General features: G+C 71.8%; 15 protein-coding genes and 1 pseudogene. 4 read left to right on the plus strand and 12 right to left on the minus strand.

Annotation, left to right across the window (positions count from 1 at the left end):
- Positions 1-51 precede the first annotated feature (51 nt).
- Positions 52-1125: a S1 family peptidase gene (locus ACH5AF_RS13155; RefSeq protein ID WP_398901693.1), complete on the plus strand. Its 1074-nt coding sequence runs from the start codon at positions 52-54 to the stop codon at positions 1123-1125.
- Between the two features lie 14 nt (positions 1126-1139).
- On the opposite strand, the gene ACH5AF_RS13160 is transcribed toward ACH5AF_RS13155, so the two are convergent.
- From ACH5AF_RS13160 to ACH5AF_RS13175, 4 genes are all read right to left on the minus strand, one after another.
- Positions 1140-2405, minus strand: a complete 1266-nt coding sequence (locus ACH5AF_RS13160) for an MFS transporter (protein WP_398901694.1) — start codon at positions 2403-2405, stop codon at positions 1140-1142.
- 5 nt (positions 2406-2410) lie between these two features.
- Positions 2411-3769 (minus strand): NAD(P)-binding domain-containing protein, encoded by a 1359-nt coding sequence (locus ACH5AF_RS13165; protein WP_398901695.1) that lies wholly within the window; start codon positions 3767-3769, stop codon positions 2411-2413.
- A 215-nt stretch (positions 3770-3984) separates the two neighbouring features.
- Positions 3985-5538, minus strand: a complete 1554-nt coding sequence (locus tag ACH5AF_RS13170) for an FAD-dependent monooxygenase (RefSeq protein ID WP_398901696.1) — start codon at positions 5536-5538, stop codon at positions 3985-3987.
- Positions 5539-5690: 152 nt separating this feature from the next.
- On the minus strand, positions 5691-6170 hold the full coding sequence (locus ACH5AF_RS13175) for a macro domain-containing protein (protein WP_398901697.1): 480 nt from the start codon (positions 6168-6170) through the stop codon (positions 5691-5693).
- A gap of 130 nt (positions 6171-6300) precedes the next feature.
- On the opposite strand from ACH5AF_RS13175, the gene ACH5AF_RS13180 reads away from it, so the two are divergent.
- Positions 6301-7056 (plus strand): MerR family transcriptional regulator, encoded by a 756-nt coding sequence (locus ACH5AF_RS13180; RefSeq protein WP_398901698.1) that lies wholly within the window; start codon positions 6301-6303, stop codon positions 7054-7056.
- A 156-nt stretch (positions 7057-7212) separates the two neighbouring features.
- Here the strand turns inward: ACH5AF_RS13180 and ACH5AF_RS13185 are convergent, their stop codons facing one another.
- The 4 genes from ACH5AF_RS13185 to ACH5AF_RS13200 all read right to left on the minus strand — a co-directional run bounded on the left by ACH5AF_RS13185 (position 7213) and on the right by ACH5AF_RS13200 (position 13065).
- Entirely contained in the window at positions 7213-9387 is a 2175-nt protein-coding gene (locus tag ACH5AF_RS13185) for a 3-hydroxyacyl-CoA dehydrogenase NAD-binding domain-containing protein (RefSeq protein WP_398901699.1), read from the minus strand.
- Between the two features lie 39 nt (positions 9388-9426).
- Positions 9427-10641 carry an acetyl-CoA C-acetyltransferase gene (locus ACH5AF_RS13190; RefSeq protein WP_398901700.1) on the minus strand — a complete coding sequence of 405 codons (1215 nt, stop codon included), beginning with the start codon at positions 10639-10641 and terminating at the stop codon, positions 9427-9429.
- Between the two features lie 151 nt (positions 10642-10792).
- On the minus strand, positions 10793-11935 hold the full coding sequence (locus ACH5AF_RS13195; protein WP_398901701.1) for an acyl-CoA dehydrogenase family protein: 1143 nt from the start codon (positions 11933-11935) through the stop codon (positions 10793-10795).
- Complete coding sequence (locus tag ACH5AF_RS13200) at positions 11932-13065, minus strand: CaiB/BaiF CoA transferase family protein (protein WP_398901702.1); 1134 nt, start codon at positions 13063-13065, stop codon at positions 11932-11934. The genes ACH5AF_RS13195 and ACH5AF_RS13200 overlap by 4 nt, the downstream gene beginning before the upstream one ends.
- A 232-nt stretch (positions 13066-13297) precedes the next feature.
- On the opposite strand from ACH5AF_RS13200, the gene ACH5AF_RS13205 reads away from it, so the two are divergent.
- The gene (locus ACH5AF_RS13205; RefSeq protein WP_398901703.1) at positions 13298-14500 is read left to right on the plus strand and encodes a saccharopine dehydrogenase family protein; all 1203 of its coding nucleotides are present in this window, start codon (positions 13298-13300) and stop codon (positions 14498-14500) included.
- Positions 14501-14809: 309 nt separating this feature from the next.
- On the opposite strand, the gene ACH5AF_RS13210 is transcribed toward ACH5AF_RS13205, so the two are convergent.
- Together ACH5AF_RS13210 and ACH5AF_RS13215 are read right to left on the minus strand one after the other, a co-directional pair.
- A complete protein-coding gene (locus tag ACH5AF_RS13210; protein WP_398901704.1) occupies positions 14810-15505 on the minus strand; it encodes an endonuclease V in 696 nt (231 codons plus the stop codon).
- A 576-nt stretch (positions 15506-16081) separates the two neighbouring features.
- Positions 16082-16261, minus strand: coding sequence for a hypothetical protein (locus tag ACH5AF_RS13215; RefSeq protein ID WP_398901924.1), 180 nt, complete (start codon positions 16259-16261; stop codon positions 16082-16084).
- Here ACH5AF_RS13215 and ACH5AF_RS13220 point away from each other — a divergent pair.
- A complete protein-coding gene (locus tag ACH5AF_RS13220; RefSeq protein ID WP_398901705.1) occupies positions 16251-16550 on the plus strand; it encodes a YciI family protein in 300 nt (99 codons plus the stop codon). The two genes, ACH5AF_RS13215 and ACH5AF_RS13220, sit on opposite strands and share 11 nt — an antisense overlap.
- Here ACH5AF_RS13220 and ACH5AF_RS13225 read toward each other — a convergent pair.
- Both ACH5AF_RS13225 and ACH5AF_RS13230 read right to left on the minus strand, forming a co-directional pair.
- Positions 16492-17223, minus strand: a pseudogene (locus ACH5AF_RS13225) (WD40/YVTN/BNR-like repeat-containing protein); the annotation flags it as partial. The gene ACH5AF_RS13220 and the pseudogene ACH5AF_RS13225 sit on opposite strands and share 59 nt — an antisense overlap.
- Positions 17175-17537 carry a zinc ribbon domain-containing protein gene (locus tag ACH5AF_RS13230; protein WP_398901906.1) on the minus strand — a complete coding sequence of 121 codons (363 nt, stop codon included), beginning with the start codon at positions 17535-17537 and terminating at the stop codon, positions 17175-17177. The pseudogene ACH5AF_RS13225 and the gene ACH5AF_RS13230, both read right to left, overlap by 49 nt.
- Between the last annotated feature and the right edge of the window lie 101 nt (positions 17538-17638).

Here is a 17638-nt window from a genome sequence, read left to right on the forward strand (position 1 = left end):
TTGCCGTCCCCGCGGCAATCCCCCCACGGACTCGTAGAAGGAGAAGCCCCGATGAGACGCAGGCTCCGCGCGCACATCTGTCTTCCCGCCCTTCTGGCCCTGACGGCCGTCGGACTCGGCTCCCCCACCGCCGCCGCCGACCCGGGGGCGGCCGGCAGCCCGGCCCCGGGCGTCGCGGCGACTGCCGCGCACTACGCCCAGCACAGCCGGATCGCACGCGACCTCGGCGACCGCACCGCCGGCTCCTACCTCGACGCCGCGAGCGGCGAGCTGGTGATCACGGTGACGGACGCCGAGGCCGCAGAGGGGGTACGGGCAGCCGGTGCCCGCGCAGAGCTCGTCCTCCGCAGCAAGGCACAGCTGCGGTCCGCGATGGACACTCTGCAGGCCAAGGCCCGGATCACCGGTACGTCATGGGGTGTCGACCCCTCGACCAACCAGGTCGCGATCGAGGCCGACTCCTCGGTGTCCGCACGCGACATGGCGCGCCTGCGGAATGTCGCCGCCACGCTCGGCGACAGCGTGCGGATCAAGCGCGTCCCCGGCATCTTCACCGAGGAAGTGCTGGGCGGGGACGCGGTCTACGGCGGCGGCTACCGCTGCTCGGCGGCGTTCAACGTCTCCAAGGGGTCGACCCGTTACTTCCTGACCGCCGGGCACTGCACCAACTCGGCGAGCAGCTGGTCGGCCACCACCGGCGGGCCGTTCATCGGCACCCGTGTGGGCACCAGCTTCCCGACCAACGACTACGGCATCGTCCGGTACACCGACGGCTCGCAACCCGCGGGCGACGTCAACCTCCACAACGGCAGCAATCAGGACATCAGCTCGGCGGCCGACGCGATCGTCGGCCAGTCCGTGAGCAAGTCCGGCTCCACGACCAAGGTGACCAGCGGCACGGTGACCGCGGTGAACGTCACCGTGAACTACGGCGACGGAGCGGTCCACAACCTGGTCCGCACCACGGCCTGTTCCGCGGGCGGTGACAGCGGCGGCGCACACTTCGCGGGCTCCACGGCCCTGGGCATCCACTCGGGCAGCTCCGGCTGCACCGGCACCAATGGCTCGGCCCTGCACCAGCCGGTGCGCGAGGCGCTGAGCGCGTACGGGGTCGCCGTCTACTGACCCGGTCGCCTGAGTCACAGCGGGGCGTGCCCACGATGGTGGGCACGCCCCCTCCGCTTGCTCGGCCCGGTGCGTGGGGTGGAGCTGACTGCGGCAAGTACCGCGGCCGCGGCGGAAAGTGCGCTGAGGGTGAGGAAGAGCGCGGGGTAGCCGTTCAGGGATCCGGCGAGTGCGGCCCCGGCGAAGGGCGCGAGGGCGGCGGCGATGGTGGCGGGGGCCGTGAGGAGACCGGAGAGTCTGCCGTAGTGGGTGGTTCCCCAGCGTTCGGTGACGGCGGTGGCGTGGAGGAGGGTGAGGTTGCCGCGGACCATACCGGCCACGACCGACAGCGCGATCAGCACGGCGTACGGGCCCGGGATCAGCGCGAAACCGGCTGTGGTGACGCCGCCGAGGGCCATCAGGGCCGTGGCGCGGGGAGTTGGGCCGACACGGCGGGCGAGGGCGGCGTACAGGGTGCGCCCGGCGGTCTGTCCGGCGCCGCCGATGCCGAGGATCCAGGCGGCCTGGGTGGTGGTGCAGCCGCGTTCGAGCAGGAGTGGGACGAGGGCGATGACGACGGCGTACATCGCGAAGCCGGAGAGGGTGAAGGCAGTGGCCAGCAGCAGGAACGGTCGGCTGCGGGCCACGGACGCGACGCTTCCCTCCGCGTGCGCGGGTGCGGTGGGGGCCGGAGGCCAGGGTCCGCGCAGGGCGAGGGCATGGGCGGGCACCGTGACGACCGCGAGGATCACGGCGAGCACCAGATAGGTGCTGCGCCAGGACAGGTGCTCGACGAGAACGGCTGTGAGGGGCGCGAAGAGCGTGGAGGCGAGTCCTCCGGCGAGGGTGACGAGAGTGAGGGCGCGGACGTGGCCAGGCGCCCACCAGCGGGTGAGCGCGGAGAAGGCGGGCCGGTAGAAGGTGGCGGCCATGGCGAGCCCGGCGAGGAGCCACCCGGCCGTGAACACGACGGTGTTCGGGGCGGTTGCCACGACGGCCAGGCTCGCCGTGCCGATGAGTGAGCCGACGGTCATGACGGCGCGCGGGCCGCGGTGGTCGAGGATCCGGCCGATGGGGATTCCGGCGAGTGCGGAGACGAGGAGCGCGGCAGAGAACGCGGCCGTCGTCGCGCCGGCCGACCAGCCGGTGTCCGCGGCGATCTGCGGGTTCAGCACGGGGAAGGCGTAGTAGACGGTGCCCCAGCTGGTGATCTGCGTCGCGCACAGGGCAGGCAGGGCGGCGCGGGGCCGCGACCGGTCCCCTGTTCCGGTCGCGGCCTCGCTCACATCGAGGTCTGTCACGAGGTTCAGCAGCCGCCGGAGGAGACAGGGGCTCCGACGCCGATCTGGAGGGTGCTCGGAGTGGCGCAGCACCCGCCGCCGGACTCGGCCTGGGCGGCGTCGGGCTGGTCGAAGAGTCCGGCGCCGCCGCAGACTCCGGTCTCGGGCAGGGTCAGTTCGACGCGGTCGGCCGCTTCGAGGTCGCCGGCGAGGGCGGCGGCGATGGAGCGGACCTGCTCGTAGCCCGTCATGGCGAGGAACGTCGGGGCGCGGCCGTAGGACTTCATGCCCACGAGGTAGACGCCCTGTTCGGGATGGGCCAGTTCGCGGTGGCCGTGGGGGTAGACCGTGCCGCAGGAGTGCTGGTTGGGGTCGATCAGCGGGGCGAGTTCGACGGGGGCCTGGAGGCGTTCGTCGAGTCCGAGGCGCAGTTCGTCGAGGAAGGACAGGTCCGGGCGGAAACCGGTCAGGACGATGACCTCGTCGACGGGGTCGAGGCGCCGGCCGTCCTCGGCTTCGAGCACCAGCTGCCCGCCGGTCCCCTCGACGGCGGTGGTGCGGAAGCCGGTCACCGCGTCGGCGTACCCCTGGTCGACGGCGGCCTTCGCCGCTAGGCCGAGTGCGCCACGGGCGGGCAGCTGGTCCGCCTCGCCGCCACCGAAGGTGCTGCCGCTGATACCCCGGCGCAGGATCCACACCGCGTGCGTGCCGGGCGTGTCCTTGGCCAGGTCCGCCAGGTAGGCGAGGGCGGTGAAGGCGGAGGCGCCAGAGCCGATGACAGCGGTGCGCCTGCCCGCGTAACGGGCGCGTACAGCCGGGTCCTTGAGGTCGGGAACGCGGTAGGAGATGCGGTCGGCCGCGGCACGCTCGCCCAGCGCCGGCAGCCCGTCACCGCCGATGTGGCCGGGGGTGGTCCAGGTGCCGGAGGCGTCGATGACGGCGCGGGCGGTGAGCCGCTCCTCGCGGCCGTCGGCGTACGCGACGTGGACGGTGAAGGGCTGCTGATCGCGGTCGGCGTCCACGACACGGTCCCGCCCGAGGCGCGAGACGCCGGTGACACGGGCACCGGTGCGGACTTTGTCGCCGAGGACGTCGGCCAGCGGCTGGAGGTACTGCTCCGCCCACTCCCCACCGGTGGGGTAGGCGGTGCCCTCGGGTGCGGTCCAGCCGGTGGGGGCGAGGAGCTTCTCGGCCACGGGATCGACGACCTCGGACCAGGGGGAGAACAGCCGGACGTGCGACCAGTCGCGCACGGCGCTTGCCGCGACGGGCCCTGCCTCCAGGACCAGGGGCTCGATGCCGCGCCCGACGAGGTGGGCGGCGGCGGCCAGGCCGGCCGGGCCGGCTCCGATGACGACGACGGGAAGGTCGGAGTGCGAGCTCATGAGGTGGGGCCTCTTTCCGGGCGGGTGAGTCAGGCGTGCTTCTGGGCGGGTGAGGCGCGGGAGCCGGTGGCCTCACAGGGAAGCCAGGGACTCACCGGTGATTCGATATCTGTCGATGTCCTGGACCAAGAATGGCACCTGATTCGACGATCGTCAACATAGACATTCATCGAACCACACTCCCGCCCGGTGCGGCGTCCGAGTGTCCTACCGGGTCAGCCCTGGCGCGGCAGCCACTGGTCGAGGTAGCGGATGAGGCCGGCCAGATCCCCGCCTGCCGCGAGATACCCGATGTAGCCGTCGGGGCGGACCAGGCAGTGAGTGGTGCCGGGCCAGGGCGCGTTCGCTCCGGACGTGTGCACATGGAGGAATGCTTCGCGGCCTTCGAGAGCGCTGCTGATCCGTCCGCGGTCCCAGGCGTTCGCCGGACCGCACAGGAGCAGGTGGTAGCCGGGCCCGGCCACGACTGCCTGGAGGCCGCGCGGGCGGTCGGGCAGCCGGTCGCCCGCCTTGGGACCGCGGCGTGGCACCCGCGACCCTGAGGTGGTGGCCGGGCTCCGCCGGTAGTGGACGGCGAGTTGGCCCAGCCGGCGGAAGACGGCGGCGCGCAGGGGTTCGGCACGCAGGAGGAGCGGCGCGACACGCGGCGCGATGCGGGTGCGTGCCAGCCGGATCAGTGAGTTGCCGCTGGTGGCCACCTTGAACGCGCGGTCGGTGAAGCGCAGGACACTCCGGCCGACCGGGGCCCGTTCGGCCTCATAGGTGTCCAGCAGGGCGTCCGGTGCGGCGCCGCGGCAGACCAGGGCGAGTTTCCAGCCGATGTCGAGGGCGTCCTGGATGCCGGTGTTCATGCCCTGGGCACCGGCGGGGCTGTGGATGTGGGCGGCGTCGCCCGCCAGGAAGATCCGCCCAGACCGGTACCTCACGGCACCGCGGTGGTGGATCCGGAAGTCCGTCATCCACACCGGGTCGTGCAAGCGCAGCGGCAGGCTCACGTAGCGATCGACCAACGACTGCAGCATCGCGAGGCTCACGGTGGTGCCCGTCCCCGGGACATCGGGCGGGCGCATCGCGAGCATCCGCCAGCCGGCGGGCGTCACCAGGGGGAAGAAGAACACCATGCCCGCCTCCGTCAGGCAGGCGTGCGCGGCTCCCGGCTCCAGACCGTCGACCTCCAGGTCGGCGAGCAGGAACGTCTGCGGGTAGGCGTGCCCCTCGAAGCCGATGCCGGCCTGCTTGCGCACGGTGCTGCGCGCCCCGTCGCAGCCGACGACGTACCGGGCGGTCAGCATCTCTTCGGCGCCGTCCCGCTTCCTCAGCCGGCAGGCCACCCCGTCACGTTCACCGGCCAGTTCCACCAGCTCGGTGCCGCGCTCGAGGAGAGTCCCGTTGTCGGTCAGGTGGCGGGCGAGGACGCCTTCCGTCTCCGCCTGCGACAAGAACAGCAGGAACGGGTACGGGGTGTCGGTGACACCCAGGTCGAACAGCGGCAGCCGCACCGTCCGATCGGGGAGATGCAACCGCAACTGCACCGCGGGGTTCCCGCGCCGAACCAGTTCGTCGGAGACGCCGAAGGGGGCGAGAACCTCCAGCGTCCGTGGCTGGACGGCCAGGGCACGTGACTCACGTGCCCTGTCCAGGTGCCGGTCGATGACCCGGAACCGCGCGCCGTACCTCTGCAACTGTGCCGCCAGAGCCAGACCGGTCGGCCCTGCGCCCACCACCAGCACATCGAGCGACGGCACGGCACTCATGGCAGCGGCACTCATGCCAGCAGTGTCCCGCGCCGGCCCCGGTCACCCAAGCACGACCGGCGGAGGCGGCCGGTCGGGTCAGGTCAGGTACGCCGGCTCAGTGCGCCCGCTGACCGTCGGCCGGCTGAAGTCGTTCGTCGCCCGGCGGACCGGGGCTCGTCAGGCGGTCAGTCGCCGTGGTCGTACACCGTCACGTCAATGCCCCGTGCCGTCAGCCGCTCGGCTATCAGCGGCTCGATCCGCGACCACCTGCCGCCCGCCAGCCCGCAGCCGATGCGCGGGAGATGGACGGAGGCGCCCAGCTCCAGCGCCTTGTCTGCGACGGCGGCGAGCGCCGTGCCGATGGCCTCATAGCGCACCGGGACGCCCTTGCTGCCGGTGCGTATGCCCCGCTGGCCCACCATGTTGGCCACCCAGACGTACGGGCCGACCTGGACGAACTGGACGGCGCCCAGCCCGAAGTCGTTCTTCGCGCGGTCCCGGTGCCAGCGGCGGAAAGCCGCCTCGGGCTCCGGCCAGCGGCGGGAGAGGGCGAGCACGAAGCCCTTGCCCCAGCCCCCGAGGTCATTGCACACGTGGGCGATCAGCTTGACGCCTTTGCCGTGCGGCGCGGTGGCGTCCCCCCGGACGTATCTGATCTCGGACATGGCACAACCGTACGATGCACCACTGACAGCCCCCCGGCCTGAGCCGACCGCTTTCAGGCGGCCCAGCGCTTTCACAACAATGGTGAGACAGCAATACTGTTTCACCGGTGCGGTTCAGCAAAGGAGGGTCATGGCGACCGAGACCGAGGAGCCGAGGCTCACCGTCGACGAACTGGCAGCGCGTGCCGGGGTCACCGTGCGGACCATCCGGTTCTACAGCACACGCGGTCTGCTGCCCCCGCCCGTGATCGGCCCCCGCCGCGTCGGGCACTACGGGTCCGGCCATCTGTCCCGGCTCGCCCTCATCGAGGAGTTGCAGCACCAGGGCATGACGCTGGCGGCGATCGAGCGGTATCTGGAGCAGCTGCCTGCGGATCTCAGCGCCCAGGACCTGGCGATCCATCGGGCCCTGGTCGCCTCGTGGGCCCCGGAATCGGCCGAGGCGGTCTCCCGGCAGGAGCTGGAGCGGCGGGCCGGCCGGCCTCTGTCGGAGCAGGACGTGGACCGGCTGGCGGCCATGGGTGTGCTCGACCGCACCGCCGGGGAGGCGTTCCGGCTGGACGGCTCGTTGCTGCGCCTCGGGGTGGAGCTCCTGGACGTGCCCATCGCGCACGAGACAATCCTCGCCTCCCGCACGGTCCTGCTGAACCACGCCCGGGCCGCGGCACAGGACCTGACGCGCCTCTTCCGCGACGAAGTCTGGGGACCCTACCGCGAGCGCGAGTCCGGCACGGACCATGTGGCGGCGATGAAGTCGCTGTCGGCGCACATGCAGCCGATGGTGATCCAGGCTCTGGTGACGGCGTTTCAGCGCTCTCTGCGGGAGGAGCTCCGGGAGGCGTTCGTCACCGGCGGGCAGTCGGGAGAGACGGAGCGGGGCAGCTGAAAGCCCTCTTCGAGGGGGACCGCGACGACCCCGAGCGCGAGACCGACGACGCGCTGCTGACCATGCACGACGGCGAACCGAGCCACCGGATCGCGAAGGACGGCGACTACCGGCGGGCCGGTAGCCGCCTCGTCCTCGAGCGCGGGCGGCGCCGGGTCAGGCGTCGGTGAAGACCTCGCCCCGCTCCGCCTTCTCCAGCAGCAGCGCGGGCGGCTGGAACCGCTCGCCGTACCGCTCCGCCAGTTCACGCGCGCGTGCCACGAAGCCAGGCAGGCCCCCCTCGTAGCCGTTGACGTACTGGAGCACACCGCCCGTCCAGCCGGGGAAGCCGATGCCCATGACGGAGCCGATGTTGGCGTCGGCGACCGAGGTGAGGACGTTCTCCTCCAGGCAGCGGACGGTGTCCAGCGCCTCGGAGAAGAGCATCCGCTCCTTCATGTCCTCGAAGGGGACGTCGGTGCCAGGGCGGGTGAAGTGCTCGCGCAGACCCGGCCAGAGGCCGGCGCGCTTGCCGTCCGCGTCGTAGTCGTAGAAACCGGCGCCGCCGCTGCGGCCGGTGCGGCCGAACTCGTCGACCATCCGGTCGATCACCGCGTCCGAGGGGTGGCCGGCCCAGGTGCCGCCCGCCTCCTCGACCGCGCGCTTCGTCTCGCCCCGGATCTTGCGCGGCAGGGTGAGCGTCAGCTCGTCCATCAGGGAGAGCACCTTGGCCGGGTAGCCGGCCTGGGCCGCGGCCTGTTCCACGGAGGCGGGGTCGACGCCCTCGCCGACCATCGCGACGCCCTCGTTGATGAACTGCCCGATGACGCGCGAGGTGAAGAAGCCACGGGAGTCGTTGACGACGATCGGTGTCTTGTTGATCTGCCGGACCAGGTCGAAGGCGCGGGCCAGCGCCTCCTTCCCGGTGCGCTCCCCCTTGATGATCTCCACGAGCGGCATCTTGTCGACCGGGGAGAAGAAGTGCAGACCGACGAAGTCCGCCGGCCGCGAGACCCCTTCCGCGAGGACGGTGATGGGCAGCGTCGAGGTGTTCGAGCACAGCAGGGCGTCGGGCTCGACGACGTCCTGGATCTCCTGGAACACCTTGTGCTTGAGCGCGGTGTCCTCGAACACCGCCTCGATCACGGCGTCGCAGCCGGCGAGGTCGGCCGCCTCCGCGGTCGGCGTGATGCGCGCGAGCAGCGCTTCCGCCTTCTCCTGGGTGGTGCGCCCCCTGGCCACCGCCTTGGCGCACAGCTTCTCGGAGTACCCCTTGCCCTTCGCGGCGGCCTCGGCCGACACGTCCTTGAGGACCACCTCGATTCCGGCGCGGGCGCAGGAGTACGCGATGCCGGCTCCCATCATCCCGGCGCCGAGGACGGCGACCTTGCGAACGGTGCGCGGCGCGATGCCCGAGGGCCGGTTCGCGCCCGAGTTGACGGCCTGGAGGTCGAAGAAGAACGCCTGCATCATGTTCTTGGCGATCTGCCCGGTGACCAGCTCGGTGAAGTACCGGGCCTCGACGACCTGTGCGGTCTCGAAGTCGACCTGGGAGCCCTCGACGGCGGCCGCGAGGATGTTGCGCGGCGCCGGGTAGGGGGCGCCCCCGGTCTGCTTCTTCAGGTTCGCGGGGAAGGCGGGCAGGTTGGCGGCGAACTTCGGGTTCGACGGGGTACCGCCGGGGATCTTGTAACCCTTGGCGTCCCACGGCTGCGAGGATTCCGGGTTGGCGTCGATGAAGGCACGGGCCTTGGCCAGCATCTCGTCCGGCGACTCGGCGACTTCGTGGACGAGTCCGTTCTCCAGCGCGCGCCGGGGGGTGTACTGGGTGCCCTGGAGCAGCAGTTTGAGCAGCGCGTCGGCGATGCCCATGAGCCGTACGGTGCGGGTGACACCGCCACCCGCGGGCAGCAGGCCGAGGGTGACCTCGGGCAGGCCGATCCTGGAGCCGGGCGCGTCGAGGGCGATCCGGTGGTGACAGGCGAGGGCGATCTCGTAACCGCCGCCGAGCGCCGCGCCGTTGATCGCGGCGACGACGGGCTTGCCGATGGTCTCGATGCGGCGCAGGGCGCGCTTGATGCCCATGCCCGCCTCGAAGACGAACTGCGCGTCGTCCGGACCGGCCTTGATCATCTCCTTGAGGTCACCGCCCGCGAAGAAGGTCTTCTTGGCGGAGGTGACGATGATGCCGCGGATGGACTCCTGCTCGGCCTCCACCCGGTCGGCGATCGCCGCGATGGACGCCTTGAAGGCCTGGTTCATCGTGTTGGCGGACTGGTCGGGGTCGTCGAGGACGAGGGTGACGATGCCGGTCTCGTCCTGTTCCCAGCGGATGGTGGTGGACTCGCTCATTTTTCTGTCTACTTTCGCAGGCAAGGAAGAGGACGGGGGTCAAAGACGCTCGACGACGGTGGCGATGCCCATGCCGCCGCCCACGCACAGGGTGGCGAGGCCGTACCGCTTGTCCTGGCGCTCCAGTTCGTCGATGAGGGTGCCGAGGATCATCGCGCCGGTCGCGCCGAGCGGGTGGCCCATGGCGATCGCGCCGCCGTTGACGTTGACCTTGTCGAGCGAGAGGCCCATGTCCTGGGCGAAGCGCAGGACGACACCGGCGAACGCCTCGTTGATCTCGACCAGGTCGATGTCGTCGATGGTCAGTCCGGCCCGCTTCAGCGCCTTGCGGGTGGCAGGGGCGGGGCCGGTGAGCATGATGGTCGGCTCGGAGCCGGAGACGGCGGCGGAGACGATCCGGGCCCGCGGGGTGAGGCCGTAGCGCTCGCCGACCTCCTTGGTGCCGATGGCGACGAGGGCGGCGCCGTCGACGATGCCCGAGGAGTTGCCCGCGTGGTGGACGTGGTCGATCTTCTCCACCCAGTGGTACTTCTGCAGCGCCACGGCGTCGAAGCCGCCGAGGTCGCCGATGCCGGCGAAGGAGGGCTTGAGCGCGGCGAGGGAGTCGGCGGTGGTGCCGGGGCGCATGTGCTCGTCGTGGTCGAGGACGACGAGGCCGTTGCGGTCGCGGACCGGGACGACGGACCGCTCGAAGCGGCCGTCCTTCCAGGCCGCCGCGGCGCGCTCCTGCGACAGCGCCGCGAACTCGTCGACGTCGCGGCGCGACCAGCCGCCGAGGGTGGCGATCAGGTCGGCGCCGATGCCCTGGGGCACGAAGCCCGTCTCGTGGTTGGTCATCGGGTCGGCGAACCAGGCGCCGCCGTCGGAGGCCATCGGCACGCGCGACATGGACTCGACACCGCCGGCGAGGACGAGGTCCTCCCAGCCGGAACGGACCTTCATCGCGGCCATGTTGACCGCTTCCAGGCCCGAGGCGCAGAAGCGGTTCTCCTGGACGCCCGCGACCGTGTCCGGCAGTCCGGCGGCGATGGCCGCGATGCGGGCGATGTCGGAGCCCTGGTCGCCCACCGGGCCGACGACGCCGAGCACGATGTCGTCGATGGCGGCCGGGTCGAGGCCGGGAAAGCGGCGCTCGACCTCGTGGATCAGCCCGACGACGAGGTCGATCGGCTTGGTGCCGTGCAGGGCGCCATTGGCCTTCCCGCGCCCGCGCGGGGTGCGGATCGCGTCGTACACATACGCTTCGGTGCTCACTGTCTGGAGCCTTTCGATGAGGGTGGGACCGTGCGACGAGGGTGGGACCGTGCGACGAGGGTGAGGCTGCGGAGGGGGACGGTGCGGGATAGCGCGGCGCGGAGGTGGGGCGGTGCGCAGGCGGGGCGGTGTGCCTGTCGTCGTGCGCGTCTCAACTGAGCAGGGAGCGGCCGATGATCTCCTTCATGATCTCGGTCGTCCCGCCGTAGATGGTCTGGATGCGGCCGTCCGTGAACGCCCGTGCGACGCGGTACTCGTTCATGTAGCCGTACCCGCCGTGGAGCTGGAGGCAGCGGTCGGCCGCGCGCTTCTGGAGCTCGGTCGCCCACCACTTGGCCATGGAGGCGTGGACGGCGTCCAGTTCGCCGACCGCGTGGTCGGCGATGCAGCGGTCGAGGAAGGCGCGTGTGACGGCGCACTCGGTGGCCAGCTCGGCGATCTCGAAGCGGATGTGCTGGAGCCTGGCCAGCGGCCGCCCGAACGCCTCGCGCTCCTTCACATACGCGGTCGTGATCTCCAACAGGTGCTCGGCGGCGGCGATCCCGGCGACGGCTATGGCCATCCGCTCCTGCGCCAGGTTGGTCATCAGGTGGACGAAGGCGCCGTTCTCTTCCCCGAGGAGGTTCTCCTTGGGCACGCGCACGTCGTTGAAGAACAGCTCGGCGGTGTCCTGGGACTTCTGGCCGATCTTGTCGAGGTTCCGGCCGCGCTCGAATCCCTCCGTACCGCGCTCGACGACGAGCAGGGACAGGCCGTGCGCGCCGCCCTCCGGGGTGGTCCTGGCGACGACGATCACCAGGTCGGCCAGGATGCCGTTGGAGATGAAGGTCTTGGAGCCGTTCAGCACCCAGTGGTCGCCGCGGTCCTCGGCGCTGGTGCGGATGCCCTGGAGATCGGAGCCCGCGCCCGGTTCCGTCATGGCGATGGCGGTGATGCTCTCACCGCTGCAGAAGCCCGGCAGCCAGCGCCGCTTCTGCTCGTCGGTGGCGAGCGAGGTGAGGTACGGACCGATGATGTCGTTGTGCAGCCCGATGGCCAGGCCGGGGGCCCCGGCGCGGGTGAACTCCTCGTGCAGCACGGCGGCGTAGCGGAAGTCGTCGTTGCCGCCGCCTCCGTACTCCTCGGGCACGGCGAGGCCGAGGAGCCCCTGACGGCCCGCCGCGAGCCAGGCGTCCCGGCTGACGATGCCGTCCTTCTCCCAACTCTCGTAGTGCGGCAGCACCTCCTTGGCGAGGAAGGTGCGGACGGTCTCGCGGAAGGCGTCGTGCTCGGCGGTGAAGATCTGGCGCTTCAACGGTCCTCCAGGGGATCGGGCAACGTCACGCCCCAGTCGCGGGCGACCTCCGCGGTGTCCGCGCCGGGCAGGGCCGGGGGCCGGGTCACGGCGCCGGGCGTGGCGGAGAAGCGCGGCGCGGGCGCGGGCTGGGTGATGCCCGCGTGGTCGACGAAGGTGCCGCGGGCGGCGAGGTGCGGGTGCGCGGGGGCCTCCCGCAGCGTGAGCACGGGTGCGACGCAGGCGTCCGAGCCCTCGAAGACGGCGGTCCACTCGGCGCGTGTACGGGTCCTGAAGCGGGCGGCGACGGCCTCGCGAAGCTCGCCCCAGCGGTTGAAGTCCTTGCGGGCGGGGATCTCGTCCCTGATGCCGAGCAGGTCGACGAACTCGTCGTAGAACCGCTGCTCCAGCGCGCCGACCGCCATGTACCGGCCGTCGGCCGTCTCATAGGCGCCGTAGAAGGGGCAGCCGCCGTCGAGCAGGTTCGCGCCGCGCCTGTCCTGCCAGCCGCCGGCCGCCATCATGCCGTGGATCATCGTGGCGAGGTGGGCGGCGCCGTCGACGATGGCCGCGTCCACGACCTGGCCGCTGCCGCCGTCGCCGCGGGCGTGCTGGAGGGCCGCCAGCACACCGATGACGAGGTAGAGCGAGCCGCCGGCGTAGTCGCCGACGAGGTTGGCGGGGACTACGGGCGGCTCCCCGTCCTTGCCGATCATGGAGAGTGTGCCGGCGAGGGCGATGTATCCGATGTCGTGGCCGGCCCTCGGGGCGAGCGGGCCGTCCTGCCCCCACCCGGTCATCCGCCCGTATACGAGCCGTGGATTGCGGGCCAGGCACACGTCCGGGCCGACGCCGAGGCGCTCGGCGACACCGGGGCGGTAGCCCTCGATCAGCACGTCGGCCCGTTCGACGAGATCGAGGACCCGGCCGGGACCGTCCTCGGACTTGAGATCGATCAGCACCGAGCGCTTGTTGCGGTTGGTGAGGTCGTGGGCCGGATCGATACCGAGCCCCGCGCCGCCGGGGCGGTCGATCCGCACGACGTCCGCCCCGAGGTCGGCCAGGAGCATGGCGGCGAAGGGGCCGGGCCCGATGCCCGCCAGCTCCACCACCCGCACCCCGGCCAGCGGGCCGTTCATTGACGCTGTCATCCAGCCCCCAGCACTGTGACACAAGTGATGTAACACCAATGATGGTAGGAACGCGTTCCACTCCGCACAAGGGCTTGGGCAGAGCAAGCGCTTAGAAGTTACGGAGTGCCAGGTTACCGATGGGAAACGCTTCTTCTGCGAGGCCGCGCGGCGCGCTAGCCTCAGCCACCGACATCGGCGTTCTGGCCTCGTGCCCTGATCCGCCGTACAGCCCCGACCGGCGGAGGAGCCATTGGACAGCCAGAGCGGGACCGGCCGCGCGCAGCGCCCGTACGACATCGTGCTCTTCGGGGCCACCGGGTTCGTCGGGCAGCTCACCGCCGAGTATCTGGCGCGGCACGCGCCGGACGACTGCCGGTGGGCGATCGCCGGCCGCAGCCGGCCCAAGCTGGAACGGCTGCGCGAACGCCTCACCGCGATCGCTCCCTCGTGCGCGGACCTGCCCCTGATCGAGGCGGACGCGGACGATCCGCGCGCCCTGCGGGAACTCGCCGAGTCGGCACGGGTCGTCGCGACGACGGTCGGCCCCTACGTCCTGTACGGCGAGGCCCTGGTGGCCGCGTGCGCGGAGGCGGGGACGGACTACGCGGACCTGACGGGCGAGCCGGAATTCGTGGACGCGATGTTCGTACGCCACGACGCGCGCGCCCGTGAGACCGGCGCGCGCCTCGTCCACGCGTGCGGATTCGACTCGGTCCCGCACGATCTGGGTGTCTGGTTCACGGTGCGACAGCTGCCCGAGGGGGTGCCGCTGAGCGTCGACGGGTTCGTCCGCTCCAACGCCATGTTCTCCGGCGGCACCATGGCCTCGGCACTCACGGCGATGGCGCGCGGCCGCGAAACGCTGCGCGCCGCGCACGAGCGCCGGCTGCACGAGCCGAGACTCGTCGGGCGGCGCGCCCGCGCACCGCTCGGCACGCCGCACTTCAGCCGGGAGACGGGCGCGTGGGCGTTGCCGCTGCCGACGATCGACGGGCAGATCGTCGCACGTTCGGCCCGCGCGCTGGAGCGCTACGGCCCCGACTTCCGCTACCACCACTACGCGGCGGTCCGGTCCCTGCCGATGGCACTCGGCGGCCCGGCGGCGGTCGCCACGGGCTTCGCCCTCGCCCAGATCCCGTCGGCCCGCCGTTGGCTGATGAACCGTTACGCACCGGGCGACGGCCCCAGCGCGCACCGCCGCGCGAAGAGCTGGTTCTCGATCCGCTTCGTGGGCGAGGGCGGTGGCCGCCGGGTGTTCACGGAGGTGTCGGGCGGCGACCCGGGGTACGACGAGACGGCGAAGATGCTGGCGGAATCGGCGCTGTGCCTCGCGTTCGACGATCTGCCGGGCGTCGGGGGCGGCCAGTTGACGACGGCGGTGGCGATGGGGGGAGCGCTGGTGTCACGCCTGGACTCGGCGGGGATCGTCTTCCGCGTGGCCGCGACGCGGTAGGAGGCGTGGTGGCCGCTGCGCGGGGCTGTTTCCGGGGGCTCTGCCCCGGAGCCCCCGGCGCTTCAGCGCCGACGCGGCTCACACACAGTGCGGGCCGGCTACGTGGGCCGGTGGACGCGCATGTCCCGAACGGGTTTCCTTGTCGAGCGTCGAGCACTTCGACATACCCGACGTTGAAACCCAGGCTGAGGAATTGCCCGAAGGGCTGTAAGGGTTCCTGAGGCGAAGCCCCGGCTTCGGGATGGGGGCACCTCCCACGGCCGCCAGGCCGTATGAGGGGGCGGGCAGGAAAAGCGCCCGCCGCGGACGTCACGACCCCGAGGCCTCCAGCAGCGCCTTCCGGCACAGCGCGTCCGCGTGGCGCGTCGTCTCCGGGATGCGGAAGCGCGGCGTCAGGTGCAGTACATGTGCGCACGCCGTCTCCAGCGTCACCCGGTGGCCCGCCGAGACGTAGACCGGCTTCACACCCGACTGGGTGCGCAGGGCCCGGCCGACCTCCTCGCCGTCGTCGGCGCGCAGCGGCGCGAAGTCGCCGCGCCGATCGCCCAGTTCGCCGTGTGTGAAGACGAACGGGTTCTTCGCGACCCCGATCGCGGGCAGGCCCGTGACCACCCCGAGGTGGCTCGCGAGTCCGAAGCGCCGTGGGTGTGCGCGTCCGTAGCCGTCGCAGACCACCAGGCCGGGCGGCACGGGCAGGGCCTCCAGTGCGGCCAGGACCGTCGGCATCTCCCGGAAGGCGAGCAGGCCGGGGACGTACGGGAAGGAGACGCGGCCGATCGCCGTGGACTGCGCCACGACCTCCAGGGTCGCGGCGTCGAGCACGACGGCTGCCGCTGCGACGATGTCGCGCGCGTCGTCGTACGCCACGTCGACACCGGTCACCGGCCCCGTGCCGGGCGGTGGCCCGGGCTCGTCCAGGACGACGCGCTCGCGCAGTTCGTCCTGGACGGCCAGGGCGGCCTCTTCGTTCGCGGGCCAGTCGGCGGGCACTTCGACGATCTTCATGGTGCGCCCAGCCTAGTGCGGTGACCGCATGGGTTCACCGTGCCGTTCGGCGAGCTCGCCCCTCTCGTCGAGCACAGCCCCGTCGCGGCCCGTCAGCTCGCGAGCCGGGCCCGTCGCCGGGTACACAGCTCCGGGGTGGCCCCCGAGGCGGCGCCGGAACGCCGGCGCCAGGTCGTCGAGGCGTTCCTCGCCGCGTCGCGGGGCGGGCCGCGGACTTCGAGGCACTGCTCGCGTTGCTCGATCCGGATGCGGTGGTGCGGGTCGACGGCGCGGCGGCGGATGGATGTATATGGAGGTATGACGTCTGTTCCGACCGCTGGAGGTGCTTCACGGACGCGCCACGAGGCCTGCTCGTCCCCGTGGCAGCTCTGCGCGGACTGACCTCGGTCAGCTGGACAAGCCGACCCCGTAGCCGCGGTCATCCCACGTCGGGCGGTCCCGGTCGCCGTCGAGTCGGCCGCGCCGGACACCCAGGCCACGCATTCCGACGGGCGCAGCGGGACGGTCGTACGCGATCACTCGTCAGCGGGCCAGGCAAGCGCCATGCCGGACATCGCGAGCCGGTGACCTGTCCGGTCACAGCGCTGGCCCCGCCCATCCCGAGGCGGTCCGGTCGCGGGCACGGACGACATCCACCACCGGCTCCACCACCGGCACCGGTTCCGCCACCGGCTCCACCACCGGCTCCGGCTCCACCACCGGCTCCGGCTCCGGCTCCGGAGACCCTGGCGGTAATCTGGCGATCATGTTCGTCATGGAATTGACCTATACCGCTCCCGTCGACCGCGTCGAAGAGCTCCTCGACGCACACGTCGAGTGGCTCGACGCGCTGTACGAGGAGGGCGTGGTCCTCGCATCCGGCCGCAAGAACCCGCGCGACGGCGGCGTGATCCTGGCCGTCGGGGACGACCGCGCGCGGATCGAGCAGATCGCGGCGGCCGACCCCTTCGTCGTCGGCGAGGTGTGCACGTACCGGATCACGGAGTTCATCGCGACGAAGACCGCACCCGAACTCGCCGTGTACCGGCAGAAGTTGCCGTCCTAGCTCCGTCCGAGCAGAACTCCAGGCGCGCGACCCGGCCCTTCTCGCCCGACGCCCAGCACCCGAAGTCCGGTGTGCAGTCGACCGTGTCGAACGATCCGGTGTCCACGGTGCGCCAGGTACGGCCGCCGTCGACCGTCAGGTCCGTGCCCGTAGGGCCCACAGCGAGCGCGGCGGACTTCAGGTGAGGCAGCCAGGTGACGCCCGAGCGGTAGGCGGGCGGCGGTGTCGTCGCCTGGCGCCAGGTGCGCCCGCCGTCGCCCGTGACGGCCCCGGCCCGCGGCGATGCCTCTCCGGAGCGGTAGTCGCCGCCCACGGCGATGCCGTGGGCGCGGTCGCGGAAGGCCAGGGCGAAGACTCCGCGCGCCGGGTCCCCGGCCGGAACGGTCGACTCGGCGACGCTCCAGTTGAGTCCGCGGTCGGCGGAGTGCAGGACGCGGGCCGTGGCCCCTCCCCCGGTGGCCAGCCAGACGTCCTTCGGGCCCGAGCTGACCAGGCACTGGCCGCTCGCGGCGAATCCCGCCTCGCCCGGGAGGGCGGCCAGCATCCCGCCGTTCGGCAGCACCTTCCACGACCGGCCGCCGTCACCCGTCGACAGGATCCGGTACCTGCCGTCGACCGGATCGCTCATGGCAAGGCCGTGCCGGCTGTCGAAGAAGGTGAGGCAGTCTTGAAGTACTCTGCCGGATGACCGGGAGATTCCTGCCTACCTTGCGGTGGCGGGCTTCGGTGTGCGCGTCGCCTGACGACTGCCCTTCCGGCAGCCGGGATGAGCGCGAGGCCCATCCTGTACAGGTGCAAGACGTTCCGGGATGCGTTGTGGTCGGCGTTGCCGGACCAGCCGCAGTCGGGGTTCTTGCACACGAACACGGCCTGACTCTCCCGGCTGCCCGGCGTGGTGAAGCCACACATCGAGCAGCGCCGGGAGGTGCCGGGGGCTGGGACCTTGTGCAGGGTGCCGCCATGACGTGCGGCCTTTTCCGTCAGCATCGTCACGGTCCGGCCCCATGCCTCGCCGCTGATGGAGCGGTTCAGGCCGGACTTTCTGGGTGACGTGCTTCCCTGGCTGTTCGATGGTGCCCTTGGCGCTT

Origin of the sequence: Streptomyces sp. NPDC018833, assembly GCF_044390825.1 — a bacterium.
In the GTDB taxonomy this organism is placed as follows: domain Bacteria; phylum Actinomycetota; class Actinomycetes; order Streptomycetales; family Streptomycetaceae; genus Streptomyces.

Bases quoted from the DNA above. Each gene is read 5' to 3' on its own strand.
- ACH5AF_RS13170 (WP_398901696.1), bottom strand. From the start codon at position 5,538: ATGAGTGCCGCTGCCATGAGTGCCGTGCCGTCGCTCGATGTGCTGGTG.
- ACH5AF_RS13230 (WP_398901906.1), bottom strand. From the start codon at position 17,537: ATGCTGACGGAAAAGGCCGCACGTCATGGCGGCACCCTGCACAAGGTC.
- ACH5AF_RS13155 (WP_398901693.1), top strand. From the start codon at position 52: ATGAGACGCAGGCTCCGCGCGCACATCTGTCTTCCCGCCCTTCTGGCC.
- ACH5AF_RS13220 (WP_398901705.1), top strand. From the start codon at position 16,251: ATGTTCGTCATGGAATTGACCTATACCGCTCCCGTCGACCGCGTCGAA.
- ACH5AF_RS13210 (WP_398901704.1), bottom strand. From the start codon at position 15,505: ATGAAGATCGTCGAAGTGCCCGCCGACTGGCCCGCGAACGAAGAGGCC.
- ACH5AF_RS13175 (WP_398901697.1), bottom strand. From the start codon at position 6,170: ATGTCCGAGATCAGATACGTCCGGGGGGACGCCACCGCGCCGCACGGC.
- ACH5AF_RS13185 (WP_398901699.1), bottom strand. From the start codon at position 9,387: ATGAGCGAGTCCACCACCATCCGCTGGGAACAGGACGAGACCGGCATC.
- ACH5AF_RS13165 (WP_398901695.1), bottom strand. From the start codon at position 3,769: ATGAGCTCGCACTCCGACCTTCCCGTCGTCGTCATCGGAGCCGGCCCG.
- ACH5AF_RS13180 (WP_398901698.1), top strand. From the start codon at position 6,301: ATGGCGACCGAGACCGAGGAGCCGAGGCTCACCGTCGACGAACTGGCA.
- ACH5AF_RS13200 (WP_398901702.1), bottom strand. From the start codon at position 13,065: ATGACAGCGTCAATGAACGGCCCGCTGGCCGGGGTGCGGGTGGTGGAG.
- ACH5AF_RS13215 (WP_398901924.1), bottom strand. From the start codon at position 16,261: ATGACGAACATGATCGCCAGATTACCGCCAGGGTCTCCGGAGCCGGAG.